Origin of the sequence: Pseudoalteromonas sp. SWYJZ19, assembly GCF_015864375.1 — a bacterium.
GTDB lineage: Bacteria > Pseudomonadota > Gammaproteobacteria > Enterobacterales > Alteromonadaceae > Pseudoalteromonas > Pseudoalteromonas arctica.
The window spans coordinates 84,623-97,147 of record NZ_JADYXI010000019.1 but is presented as its reverse complement, the minus strand read 5'-3'; the positions used below and the strand labels follow the sequence as shown (position 1 = coordinate 97,147).

Below are 12,525 nucleotides of genomic sequence, written 5' to 3'. Positions count from 1 at the left end.
GCAGAAAAGTAAAATACGTGCAATTAATGCACTCTCATCCAATACCCATCACGTAGGTCGGGCGAGCGAAGCGACTCCCAACGTTAAAATCACATCGAGAATAACTACAGTGTTCTTATTTCACGATCTGGATTATCCGCTACTGCGGTATTAGGCATTACATTTTTAGTAACGACAGCACCCGCACCCACAATACTGTTTTCACCAATACTCACACCCTCTAAAATAATTACACCTGTGCCAACCCATGCGTTATTGGCTAACGCGATAGGCGCTGCAAAGTTTTCTTACTAAGCCTTTTTGCTGGATTAGTAGCATGTGACACAGCTAAAAGCTGAACGTTCGGGCCAATTAAGCAGGCATCACAAATGGTGATTAAATAATTGGCCAGTGGCTAGTTGAGGTGTGTAATTAATATTTATAAAAGTAGGATTGTTAATGAAGGCTGAGATATTTAGTCGTTAATCGCTATTTAGTAGTTTTACCTAGTTGTCTTGTTCTAAATTTTATATAGATACTTCTAATAAAGTACTTAAGAAAACTGTACTATTACAGGTGTTTTAAAATAACTATAACGAGAAACATATGAAATTATTAACTGCAGCAACCTTAATAGTTGCTTCATCGACAGCTTTTGCACGCCCTGCACCGTTAGTGTCTATTCCTACTCATAATGCCTTTTTTAATAGTATTGCAGCGCATTGCGGTAAAGCTTTTGAAGGTGAAGTAGCGGTAGATAACGCGAAAGGGCCAAGCTCATTTACAGATAAAAAGCTGGTTATGCATGTACGTAAATGTAGCGAGACTGAGTTACAAGTGCCGTTTCATGTAGGAGACGATGCATCACGTACGTGGATCATAACTAAAACGGGTAGTGGCTTGAGTTTAAAGCACGATCATCGTCATAAAGACGGAACAGACGACACATCAACTATGTATGGTGGCCATACGCTTGATGCAGGGTTCGCGCAAATGCAGTCGTTTCCAGCAGACCAATACTCTAAAGAGTTATTCGTGAAAGAAGGCATTGCACAGTCTGTAGGTAATACATGGCAAATGTATATTTACCCAGAAGTATTTACTTATCGATTAATTCGCCAAGGACGTGAGTTTAAGGTGGATTTTGATTTAACTAAACCGATTACTCCACCATCAGCACCTTGGGGTTATAAAGACTAAGGCTACTTACCCTTGTTTGTATCTTCTTTAGTTTCGCATTGTAGTAAAACACTTAAATCTGGTTGGTAAGCACGTGGTTTTGTTGGAAAGCGCTCGTACTCTTGCACGCCTTCAAGTATTTTCAACATAAAGGTATTGCCGCGGCATAGACGGTCCGCATGGCGTAATAAAAATACACTTTGATTGGTAAAGTGTTTGTAATCGTCTGACTGGATTTCTATTTTATAGTTGTCTTCGCCAATTTTTGTTTGGTAGTAATGCACTTTGTTGTCAAAGTCGTAGAGCTTCTCTGTTTCGGCTTTTTCAGCAAGTGCAGTATTTGCACTTGAAAGGGCCACCAGTGTAGCGCCTATAAATAAGCGTGGTGCGTTTATTCCTTTCATAAAATGTATCCTTTAATTTGCGAACTTTATACCCATTAATAAGAGTAATAAGGTCGATTTCTTTACGTATTAGTCTAACACCCAAAAAGGGAAAGTGTGATGTTCAAACAAATAAAACAACTTTTTGCTGTATTCGATGAACAGCAGCCAAGTATGCAAGAGCACGATTTAAAAACAGCTGTTGCTGCATTATTAATTGAAGTTATGCGTGCAGATACCAAGCTTGAACATGATGAACAACGAACCCTGACTGTAACCTTAAAAAAGTATTTTAATTTAACAGATATTGAGGTTAATGAGCTTACTAATAACGCGGCAAGCAGCTTAGATGATTCGATAGATTACTTTCAGTTTTCAAAACAGATTAATGAGCATTGCAGCGCGGCGCAGCGAATTGAAATAATAGAGTTATTATGGCGCTTAGCGTATGCCGATGGAGAAATAGATCCCCAAGAAGACTACGTAATACGTAAAGTAGCAGGGCTTTTATATGTAACGCATACCGATTTTATCGCCGCAAAACTCGCGGCGACAAAGTAATTAGTTATTTAGGCGTGCAAGTTACCTTAACTTACTTGCAACGCTTACTAACTGATGAGCAAGCGCCGATACTCGCTCTGTAGTAACAGGTTCATTAATTTGCCCATTTTCATCAAACAATGTCTGTACAGCGGGTACTGCAAGTTGATCGGCAAGCACTAACGATCCAATACCACTTAATATATCACGTACATGATTTAAACCGCGTAACCCACCAAGTCCACCTGGTGATGCTGAAAACAGCGCCACTACTTTATTGCGAAAAGCAGGAACAGCACCTTGTTCCGTGCGCGATGCCCAATCAATCGCATTTTTAAGTGCTGCAGTTATAGATCCGTTGTACTCTGGGCTTGCTAGTAAAATACCGTCAGCTGCACGTAGTTTGTCTTTTAAAAGCTGTACATCGCTTGGGGTACCTTGCGCTTCAATATCTTCGTTAAATAGTGGGATGTTTAATTCGTTTAGTTTTATTACTTCTACTTCAGCACCTGTTTGTAGAGCAAAACGTGCTGCCTCATTAATAATTTTTTGATTAAAGCTTTCTTGTCGAAGACTTCCTGCTAGGGCGATAATTTTTGGTGCTGACATGCTAGTGACCTTTTAGTGTTTAAACTTACAACGCTAATGTAGCAAAATTTTGCTTGTAGAAAACCCCAATAAACGCAACACTTGTGTGCGTAAATGCACATAAGTATAAGGTAAGCAGAATGGCGATAAAATTTGAAGATTGGCAAGACGTTAAAGTAGCGTTTGAAGTAGCACGATTAGGCACGTTAACGGCGGCAGCAGAAGAGCTTAATGTGCACCACAGCACAGTACTTAGGCGAATTAATAATCTTGAAAAAAACTTAAATGCACGCCTTTTTCATCGCCATGCTCGTGGTTACAAGGTTACTGAAATTGGCACCAAGTTATTTGAAACAGCACAAACTATCCATAGCTCCTTAGAGCAGATACATAACGATATAGCAGCAGCCGATAGCACCCTTAGAGGGAGTTTATTGCTAACGACGGTAAGTGGCTTTATGGATGTACTTGGTGATGTATGTGAGCAATTTCAGGCATTACATCCGCAAGTGCAGTTAGAAGTTATTTTAGAACAAAAAAGGTTAAGGCTCGATCACGGACAAGCACATATTGCAGTTCGTGCAGGCCCAAGGCCTGATGAAGGCGATTATATTGCTCAGCATTTAGCGCAGTTATCATCGGGTTTATACGCTAATAAACGTTACATTAATAAGTACGGGATGCCTAAATTATTAAGTGATTTACAACAACATAATTTTGTATCGGGTGTGGCGGGTTTTAATGCCCGCGTGCCTTATTTTGCATGGGCTGATGAACATATTCCTGCATCGCAAATTAAGCTGCGAGTATCTGAAACCGCAGAAGCGACTCGTGCAATAATTAAAGGGCTAGGCATTGGCGGATTACAGCATGACGTAGCGGCGCAATATTCTGATTTAGTACCTATATTACACAGTGAGTTAAGCTGGCCTACCGATGTATGGTTAGTCACGCATCACCTAGTACATCGCACTGCTAAAGTACAAGCTTTTGCAGGGTTGTTAAAAACACACTTTAGTAAGTTAGCTGCTAATCAATAGTTTTAGCAGCATTTTAGCTGTGTTTTAAATGATTATAGTGTTTTTTTTACTTCTATGCCTAGGCGTTTAGCCAAGCGTACTAAGTTAGCTCTATCTAATTCAAGTACTCTTGCTGCTGCTGACCAGTTGTAGTTATGCTTCTTTAATTGCTCGGTAATTACGTTGTATTGCAACGATTCTACAGCTTGCTTTAAAGGTTGGTTGATTAAGGTGTTGGTTGTACTTTGGCTTGCTACTAGAGAGTTTTGTGGCGCACTTGGGGTTAAATCACAGTGCTCGCTTGTAATGGTTATTATTGGATTTTGCCATTGGCTTTGTTTTGCTTTTAGGGCGCTGCGACTAATAACATGTTCAAGCTCGCGAACGTTACCTGGCCAGTTGTACTGATTAAGCAGTACTTGCGCTTCAGGGCTTAGTTTTAATTGTTTTATCCCTAATTTACGGGCTGTTTGCTCAATAAAATAACCAGCTAAGAGTGTTATGTCGTGCTCGCGTTTACTAAGTGGTGGCACAGTAATAGGGTAGACACTGAGGCGATGGTATAAATCGGCTCTAAAGCGACCTTGAGCTACTTCTTCTTTTAAATTTCTGTTGGTTGCGGCAACTACGCGTACATCTACGTACTTTGGCGTGTCTTCTCCTACCGTTTGTATTTCGCCACTTTGTAGCACTCGTAATAGTTTACTTTGCATGGTCAGGGGCAGTTCGCCTATTTCATCTAAAAATAACGTGCCGCCATCAGCTAATTGAAATTTACCTTGGCGCGAATTTTGTGCGCCTGTAAAAGCCCCTTTCGCATGACCAAAAAATTCACTTTCAGCAAGGTTCTCAGGAAGCGATGCACAATTTAAGTGAATAAGCGGTTGATCTTTTCGAGCTGAATTTAAGTGAATATTACGCGCTACAAGCTCTTTCCCTACTCCTGTTTCACCTAATATAAGCACGCTAAAGTTAGATGCTGCAACGAGTTTAATTTCGTTTTTAAGTGTTTGCATTAGCGGACTTTGACCAATAATTTCACCGCCATCTCGTGTTAACGCTTCACGATTTAGTTCTTGCACTAATGCACTTGAGTGCTGTGCATGCTGTTTGTAATGGGCAAGCTCTAAAGCTGTTTTAAAGTGCGCACTACACAGTGTTTGTAAAGTATTGAGTGTATCAGCGCTTATGCTGTTAAATGCATTGGCGTTAAGGCTATCAAACGTAAGTACGCCAAGTAGCGCGTTTTTATCATAAAGAGGTAAACCTAAACATGCATGTACCGGTATGTCGCCGGTTTTAGCTAATAGCAATCCGTCGTATGGATCGGGTAGTGGGCAGTCGTGCGCAAATTGTAGCGCGAGTGTGCTTTTGCAAATAGCTTCTAGACGAGGGTGTTCTACTATCTTAAATCGCCTGCCAAGACTGTCGGACATTAATCCTTTAATTGCCAGTGGTTTTAATTGCTCACCCTGAAGCACTAATAACGCACTTGCATCACTAGGAATCACCCGCTCAACCGTTGCTAGTAATTGATCAAAGCTATGCTCGTGTAGTGTACTTTGAGCAAGCTCTAGAGCAACTTGGGTAAGGTTGAATTGCTGGTTCATGTCAAAATGACCTGTTTGTGTTCTTATGAGTTAATTTATAGTAGGTCATAAAGACTCATACTGTAAAGTGGTTTAATTTAACTTATTGAATTTAATTAATTAAATTTGTTGGCACAGTATGTGTAATAGCTAAGTAACGTAGTTAGTTACAGAGATCGCTATGAACACACTAATGCTGAATAATTTAAATAATCAAACACAGTTTAGTTCACTATACGAAACAGTATTATTTGCTGCCAATACTGCATTGGCTGTGAGTTTAGTGTGTATTACGGCAAGTACTTTAATTAGCTACCCGTTTGCTGAGTACTTTTCCATGGCGGTGCAAGTATCAGCTCATATTGGCACTATTGTTATTGCTGCTATTTTAAAAGTAAGTTACGTACTGCGCTGTGTTGCACAACATGGTTTAGGGCAGGAGGTACGATAATGCGCCCTATAAACTTAACTGAGCCAATGCCAGCACGCGTTGCTATTCATCAAGTATCTCAATGGCCATTATGGATGCTCGCTTTTAGACCTTTCTTTTTAGGCGGTGGCTTATTGGCATTTTTGTCGGTGGGGTATTGGCTACTTATTTTAACAGGCCATGCAAGTTGGCACTTATCGATACCTGCGACATTATGGCACGCGCACGAAATGCTGTTTGGCTTTGCAGGAGTTGTAGCTGTTGGCTTTTTACTTACCGCTGCACAAACATGGACAGGCATGCCGAGCATAAGTGGCAAAGCCCTTATGTGGCTTACGTTTATATGGCTTGCAGCGCGCTTAGCTTTTTTTGTGATATTGCCTGATATTACTCATTTTAATTTATATGCTGCACTTACATTACAAGTTATTTGGTGGTTAGGCGCCATAGCCGCGTTGGCTAATATGTTATTAAAAGCCAATAGCAAAAGTAACTATCCGTTTTTAGCTATTTTGGCTGTGCTTTGTGGGCTCAATGTATTGTATTTAATACTCATTTTACAGAAAAACATGCAGCTTGCACTTGGTGTGGTTGATACCGCAGTACTGGTCATTACTTTACTAGTTGGCATTGTTGCGGGTCGCGTTTTACCATTTTTTACCGCTAAAGGTCTAGGTTTAACCGCACAAGTTCGCACTCCTAAAATAGATAAAGCTGTTATGTATTTATCTATTTTGGCTATCACTTTATTTTTCATCAACAAGTTGTTTTTGAACACGATTAATCCTGCGTTAGTTGTTGCAACTGTTGCTGCGCTTCACCTGGTCAGGGCAGGTTTTTGGTGGGATAGCAAGGTATTGAGAGTGCCGTTGTTATGGTCTTTACATTTATCCTACTTAGCGTTAGGCGTAGGGTTAATGATGGTTGCATTTAGCTTTTATAGCAGTGCAATACAATTTAAAGATGCGCTGCACTTAATCACTATTGGCACAATAGGTACGATGATTTTAGCAATGATGACGCGTGTATCACATGGTCATACAGGGCGGACACTCGCTATTCCTCATTACATGGCTGTTGCTTTTGCGTTTTTGCTTGTGGCCGCTATTACTCGTTCATTACTCCCTTTTATTATTGGGCCTCACCTTGCTTGGCAAATAAGTGCTTTGCTGTGGTTAGTGGCTTTTTCATTATTTTTAATTCACTGCACACCTATATTAACGCGGCGTCGTGTTGATGGGCGTCGTGGTTAGTTCATCCATAGGAAACACATATGTTATCTGATAAAACCATTGAGATTGTAAAAAGCACAGTTCCGTTATTAGCGCAGGCGGGTACGGTTGTTACCGATCATTTTTATAAGCGTTTATTTAGCCATAATCCTGAGCTTAAAAATATTTTTAATATGGCGAATCAAGATACAGGTCGTCAGCAATTTGCACTTTTTAATGCATTGGCTGCGTATGCACAAAATATTGATAATTTAGCCGTATTAAAAGAAGCGCTAACACGTATTAATCATAAGCATACAAGCTTGAATATTTTACCTGAGCATTATCCTATTGTAGGTGCGCATTTAATTGGTACTTTAAAAGAGCTTATTCCTGAGCAATTTACTCCCGATGTTGAATACGCTTGGCGCGAAGCTTACGGCGTACTTGCTGATATTTGTATAACCGAAGAAGCTGCTTTGTATGAGCACAGTAAAAATAAACACGGTGGTTGGGCGGGAACTCGCCAATTTGAAATAACCAACAAACAGGCTGAATCAGAACTAGTAACGAGCTTTACACTTACGCCAGTTGATGGCGAAGCTGTTATTACACATAAACCAGGGCAGTATTTAGGTATTAAAGTTAAGCCAGAGGGCGCTGAATATGAAGAAATTCGCCAGTATTCTATTTCGCAAAAAAGTAACGCTAAAAACTACCGTATTAGTGTTAAAAAAGAGCTACAGCCAAAGCCTGGCATGGTGTCTAATTATTTACACTCATTAGAGCAAGGCACTATTGTTGAGTTATACCCGCCGGCAGGAGACTTCTTTTTACGCAATAACACAAACCCAGCGGTACTCATTTCAGCAGGTGTTGGGCAAACGCCAATGCTGGCTATGCTTGAAACGTTATTAAGTGACAACTCTAATCAAGAGATTATGTATTTACATGCCTGCGAAAATACTCAGCAGCATTCGTTTTCAAAATATTTAAATGAGTTAAATGCAGTTTATAACCGTTTACAAACAATGACGTGGTTTAACCAAGCGACAGAGGGCGCTGACTTTACTGGGTTAATGAACCTAAACGCAGTACAAGCACAGCTACCATTGAGTAATGGTGACTTTTACTTATGTGGTCCTGCCGGTTTTATGGCATTTATAAAAAACCAGTTACTTGAATTAGGTGTTAAAAACGAGCAGATTCATTATGAAGTGTTTGGTCCGCATCAAGACTTGTAATAACGCTTTAAAATAGAAAAAGGCGCGCAGCGATATGCTGCGCGCCTTTTTTATTAATTTATAAACATTAATAAAGTGCCTTATAACTCTTTACAGGTAACACCTTCAAGTACTGTAGTAAGCTCTTTTTTAGGATAGTAAAGCTCGCATTGGTTATTACGTAGTTGCAAAATAAACTTCTCAGATTTTATATTATGCGCGCCCATAATTACTCTGCCATCAGACCCTTTACTCATTGCATGATCAATTAGCAGTTCGCTACGTTTAGTAAATACCGAATCGGCAAGTGTTACTAATGTGCCTCCCTTAGCTTGTTGAATTGCCTGTTGTAGTGTTGTAATAACGCTGGGATTAACGCTCGTTAATATAGCGGGTTTAGCAGGCTCATTATCTACACTTTGGCATCCGCCTAAAGCGAGCAAGGTGGCTAATGGGAGTAATAATTTAGCCATTACCTTTCCTCACCCAGCGTTGGCCAAGTTAAGTCCATATTACGCTGGGTAAATTGTACCGGCATATTTAAAGGAATGAGAGATTCACGAGAGCTTGAAAAATTAGCTGGTTCTGCTTTTGCAGCAGCCGTTCTAACTGGACAACTGCCATTTTCAACATGAAATAATGCGGTGGCTAAAACGGCCTCGTCACTGTCGCCTAACTGATGATCAAAGTCGTCCTCAATTTCACAACCTTGAACATCAGCATCAAATTGTGGAGTAGGGGTTGGTGTAAAACCCGCAGCGTATTCGCCAAATCCTTTGCTATTTACGCCACTAAACTGAATAGTGTAATAGGTTGTTGCGCAGTTATGAGTTGGGGTAAAGCCATAGGGCTTACCGCAGGTTGTGTCGCCAATTAAAATAACTTCTGCGTCTATACCTTTTAAACCATTAATAAAAGCTTCTGATGCCGAACAGGTGCCTGATGTGCTTAATACATAAACCTTTGATAGGTTTAAATCAGGTAGGTTTTCACCTGTGCTAAAAAAAGTAGAGTAATCTATTTCTTCATCAATAAATGGAAAAGGCGAATCAACAGGTTGTTTATCGTTTTGTTGAGTTTGATAATAAAAGCGGTTGTTAACGTTGGCATTACCGGCAACCATATAAGCTAATTGTGCCGACAGTGCTAATAAACCACCACCGTTATATCTAAAGTCGATTACAAGCTCATCAATACCATCGGTTTTAAACTTATTTACCGCATCAATAAGTCCTTCTTGGGCAATGCTTATATGGCTATTAAATTGCATGTAACCCACGCTTGAACCATTTGCGGTTGTAATCGTTTTAACATTTTGAACAGGTGTTTGTTCAATATTACCAGCGGTTACATTAAATGTTTTTTCGGCGCCATCGTTACTGCGTACAACAATAGTATGTGAGTCGCCGTTAGTAGGACTAAATAAACCTTCGTTAAGCGTATCTACACCCGACTCTGTATTGGTATTAATGCTAACACCGTCAACTGAAAGTACAGTATCACCACGTTGAAAGCCTATTTGGCTTGCAGGTGAATCATCTTCAAGATAAGCGACGCGTAAAATACGGTCGGCTGTATCGCCAATAAACGCCCAATTTATACCGTAACCAGAAGTAACGCCCGATTGCGCTTCTTGAAAGTAATCTTCAGTAGGTTCTGAAAAATGAAAGTTATCTTTTTTTGCCCCTGAGTCGGTAAGCTGCTCTGTTTTTAATTGAGCGAAGTAATCGGCTACTGTTGTAAAGCTTTCAGGGTCGTTATCGGCAATCTCATCATACCAAAGGTAGGTTTCGTCGCTCCAAGAGCGAAGCCAGAGCTTTTCATAAAGGGCAGAACCCGCTTGATCTGGGTAGGGGTTGTTGTTATTAAAGGGATCGTTACCCGTACGAGGGGTTTCGCAAAAGTTTTTTAAATCGTTAGAGGGCTCAAATACCGCCGCTGTCCATGTTGGGCTGCTACTAACAGGTGTTGTAACTACAGGAGCAGAGTCGATACCGCCTCCGCCGCCACAACCCGTTAAAGCAAAGCCCGAAAGTGCTGCAAAAATGGCAAGCGAGGTTTTATTATTTTTAAACATAGTTAAGGACTTTCTGTAAATAAGTTGTTTAAAATATTACAACACTCGCTCGTTTATTCAACATTTATAACTTTGATTTATGTAAATGAGTGTTAAAGCTTAGAGCTTGCTCGCACTACTTGTATCTGCAAATGCTTGCTTTTTCCACGCATTAAATAACTTTTGCTGTTTATCAGAGATTTTTAAACCGTATGTTTTCTGCATGTAAGCGTAAGTGTCGGCTATACGTTTACGTGCATAGACAGGCGGTTCAACTACACGTTGCTTAAAGTTTACTTTTACTTCGCAGCGACCATACTGTGTGGCGTTTTCGCTAAGCATGCCAAAACGATAATTAGAGCGATCGGCATTAATTTCGCCAATAGCTGGCGCTAAGTTATTTATATCAGCTTCCATTTTTCTAAATTTAGCACTTACTTTACGGCAGTTTTTACGTCCGCCATCTTGCCAACATTGTAGCTGATGACCAAATTCCCACGCCGGAACAATATGTTCCCACTCAATGCGTAGTGCTCGCACATTTACTTTGCCTGAGCGGGTAAGTGTATTTCGAGGAATGTAACCACAGTTAGAAGGATCAGGAACGAGTTTTTTGCCTTCTTTTTTAATATCACAACCGCAGTAAATACTTTTGGCGTTGTCAGGGAGGGTTTTAATTAAATGTCTTTTAGCTGTTGAAAAACGGGTAAATTGTTCGGCTGATACCGAAACGCACACACAACAAGCCAGTAAGGCCAGAATAAATCGAGTCATATCCATCACAAATGTGAACTACAGGAACAGGCAGTTTAAAGCCTTGAAGATAAAAGATAAAGTTAACTTAAGGCCTGCACTTATATTACTAAAAAGTGTCCGATTAATTTTTTATTCAAAGTTATTTTCACTATTCATTTATTTCTTACTATTTATCGTATTTTAACCACACAAGATTATACGTTAAGGAGTATGCTTAAAGCTTACTCAATATGGGGATTTGGATTGCAAATGAAATTTGTTGATTATTATGCAGTGCTTGGAATATCGCCTGATGCAGACGATAAAGCGGTTAAAGTAGCTTATAAAAAGTTAGCCAGAAAATATCACCCAGATGTAAGCAAAGAGCCTCAAGCAGAAGATAAGTTTAAAGAAATAGCAGAAGCTTACGAAGTCATTCATAACAAAGAAGAACGCACTAAATACGACGAGTTACGTCGTCATCAACAAAATCGTGCTCGTCAACAGCAAGGTAATTATGGTGGTAACAATGCCTCATCGCAAAGTAATTATCAGCAAAGCGATCCTCAAACCGATCAAGAGTTTTCTGATTTTGTTAATTCAATGTTTGGCGGCGCCGGTGGATTCAATCGTTCCGGGCAGAGCAGAAGTAACGCCGCTCGCGCGCAAAAAGGACAAGATGTGGAAATAGAGTTCCCGATTTTTCTTGAAGAGACTTTAGTTGATACCGTTAAGCCTGTTGAGTTTATGTTACCGCAGCGAGATAGTAGTGGTCGTGTCTCTGAAATTAAAAAATCACTTAAAGTGAAAATTCCCGCAGGCTCAGTAAATGGCGAACGAATTCGACTAAAAGGGCAAGGCGGATTAGGGTCAGCGAACGGGCAAAATGGCGATTTGTACTTACAAATTAGTTTAGTGCCCCACCCATTATTTGATGTTGAAGGTCATAACCTAAATATAGTCGTCCCTCTTGCACCATGGGAAGCGGCTCTTGGTACAAAAATAAATTTACCTACGTTGGCAGGCAAAATCCAATTAACTATTCCATCTAATAGTCAGTCTGGTCAACGCTTGCGTATTAAAGGTAAGGGATTAATGAGTAAAAAAGCCAAAGGTGATTTATTTGCTGTGCTTAAAATTGTTAATCCAACATCTGTTGATGATACCAGTAAAAAACTTTGGGAAGAATTAGCGGAAAAAGCTCACTTTGATCCCCGTAATAACTGGAGCAAGCCATAATGCAAATTATCGTGACACAAAAAGATGATTTACTTACTAGCAAAGAGCTATGTTTGAGTAGTGATATTAGCGAAGCAATTTTATATGAGCTAGTTGAGCACAATATTGCGGTTCCAATTGAGGGGGAGCACGTTACGCAGTGGCAATTTACGGTATCTGCAGTGACCTTAGTTAAAAAAGCGGCCCGTATTCAACATGACTTTTCGTTAGATTGGTCGGCAATAGCTTTAGTTTTACAATTGCTGGATGAGCGTGATGAGTTGATTTTCGAAAACGAAATGTTAAAGCGACATTTGAGTCGATTTAAACACTTGGAATAAAATCTGCCCTTGGGTATTTCCTAGGGCTTATTTA

The 12,525-nt window shown here is 40.0% G+C and carries 14 protein-coding genes and 1 pseudogene; 8 read left to right on the top strand and 7 right to left on the bottom strand.

What is annotated here, in order from left to right; all coding sequences use genetic code 11:
- Positions 1-104 precede the first annotated feature (104 nt).
- Positions 105-440 (bottom strand): annotated as a pseudogene (locus I6F45_RS16950) (sugar O-acetyltransferase); the annotation flags it as partial.
- 145 nt (positions 441-585) lie between these two features.
- Between I6F45_RS16950 and I6F45_RS16945 the strand changes: the two are divergent.
- Positions 586-1,179 carry a hypothetical protein gene (locus I6F45_RS16945; RefSeq protein ID WP_165729058.1) on the top strand — a complete coding sequence of 198 codons (594 nt, stop codon included), beginning with the start codon at positions 586-588 and terminating at the stop codon, positions 1,177-1,179.
- A gap of 2 nt (positions 1,180-1,181) precedes the next feature.
- On the opposite strand, the gene I6F45_RS16940 is transcribed toward I6F45_RS16945, so the two are convergent.
- A complete protein-coding gene (locus tag I6F45_RS16940) occupies positions 1,182-1,562 on the bottom strand; it encodes a hypothetical protein (RefSeq protein WP_024591701.1) in 381 nt (126 codons plus the stop codon).
- Positions 1,563-1,661: 99 nt separating this feature from the next.
- Here I6F45_RS16940 and I6F45_RS16935 point away from each other — a divergent pair, with 99 nt between their 5' ends.
- Positions 1,662-2,102: a tellurite resistance TerB family protein gene (locus I6F45_RS16935; RefSeq protein WP_007584919.1), complete on the top strand. Its 441-nt coding sequence runs from the start codon at positions 1,662-1,664 to the stop codon at positions 2,100-2,102.
- 21 nt (positions 2,103-2,123) lie between these two features.
- Here the strand turns inward: I6F45_RS16935 and I6F45_RS16930 are convergent, their stop codons facing one another.
- On the bottom strand, positions 2,124-2,690 hold the full coding sequence (locus I6F45_RS16930) for an NADPH-dependent FMN reductase (RefSeq protein ID WP_165729059.1): 567 nt from the start codon (positions 2,688-2,690) through the stop codon (positions 2,124-2,126).
- Positions 2,691-2,809: 119 nt separating this feature from the next.
- Here I6F45_RS16930 and I6F45_RS16925 point away from each other — a divergent pair, with 119 nt between their 5' ends.
- Positions 2,810-3,709 (top strand): LysR family transcriptional regulator, encoded by a 900-nt coding sequence (locus tag I6F45_RS16925; protein WP_197161256.1) that lies wholly within the window; start codon positions 2,810-2,812, stop codon positions 3,707-3,709.
- A 32-nt stretch (positions 3,710-3,741) separates the two neighbouring features.
- Here I6F45_RS16925 and norR read toward each other — a convergent pair whose 3' ends face one another.
- Complete coding sequence (gene norR / locus I6F45_RS16920; protein ID WP_165729060.1) at positions 3,742-5,298, bottom strand: nitric oxide reductase transcriptional regulator NorR; 1,557 nt, start codon at positions 5,296-5,298, stop codon at positions 3,742-3,744.
- A gap of 160 nt (positions 5,299-5,458) precedes the next feature.
- On the opposite strand from norR, the gene I6F45_RS16915 reads away from it, so the two are divergent.
- From I6F45_RS16915 to hmpA, 3 genes are read left to right on the top strand one after another with little or no spacing between them, the layout of a single operon-like run.
- Positions 5,459-5,728 carry a hypothetical protein gene (locus I6F45_RS16915; protein ID WP_165729061.1) on the top strand — a complete coding sequence of 90 codons (270 nt, stop codon included), beginning with the start codon at positions 5,459-5,461 and terminating at the stop codon, positions 5,726-5,728.
- On the top strand, positions 5,728-6,960 hold the full coding sequence (locus tag I6F45_RS16910; RefSeq protein WP_197119873.1) for an NnrS family protein: 1,233 nt from the start codon (positions 5,728-5,730) through the stop codon (positions 6,958-6,960). Before I6F45_RS16915 ends, I6F45_RS16910 begins: the two co-directional genes overlap by 1 nt.
- A gap of 20 nt (positions 6,961-6,980) precedes the next feature.
- Positions 6,981-8,162, top strand: a complete 1,182-nt coding sequence (gene hmpA, locus I6F45_RS16905; protein ID WP_165729063.1) for an NO-inducible flavohemoprotein — start codon at positions 6,981-6,983, stop codon at positions 8,160-8,162.
- Positions 8,163-8,242: 80 nt separating this feature from the next.
- Here the strand turns inward: hmpA and I6F45_RS16900 are convergent, their stop codons facing one another.
- From I6F45_RS16900 to I6F45_RS16890, 3 genes are all read right to left on the bottom strand, one after another.
- Complete coding sequence (locus I6F45_RS16900) at positions 8,243-8,614, bottom strand: hypothetical protein (protein WP_197119874.1); 372 nt, start codon at positions 8,612-8,614, stop codon at positions 8,243-8,245.
- Entirely contained in the window at positions 8,614-10,218 is a 1,605-nt protein-coding gene (locus I6F45_RS16895) for a S41 family peptidase (protein WP_197119875.1), read from the bottom strand. The genes I6F45_RS16900 and I6F45_RS16895 overlap by 1 nt, the downstream gene beginning before the upstream one ends.
- Before the next feature lie 99 nt (positions 10,219-10,317).
- On the bottom strand, positions 10,318-10,971 hold the full coding sequence (locus tag I6F45_RS16890) for an endonuclease (RefSeq protein WP_197119876.1): 654 nt from the start codon (positions 10,969-10,971) through the stop codon (positions 10,318-10,320).
- Between the two features lie 231 nt (positions 10,972-11,202).
- Here I6F45_RS16890 and I6F45_RS16885 point away from each other — a divergent pair, with 231 nt between their 5' ends.
- The gene (locus I6F45_RS16885) at positions 11,203-12,171 is read left to right on the top strand and encodes a DnaJ C-terminal domain-containing protein (protein WP_007584935.1); all 969 of its coding nucleotides are present in this window, start codon (positions 11,203-11,205) and stop codon (positions 12,169-12,171) included.
- The gene (locus tag I6F45_RS16880; protein ID WP_002959626.1) at positions 12,171-12,491 is read left to right on the top strand and encodes a chaperone modulator CbpM; all 321 of its coding nucleotides are present in this window, start codon (positions 12,171-12,173) and stop codon (positions 12,489-12,491) included. The genes I6F45_RS16885 and I6F45_RS16880 overlap by 1 nt, the downstream gene beginning before the upstream one ends.
- Positions 12,492-12,525 lie beyond the last annotated feature (34 nt).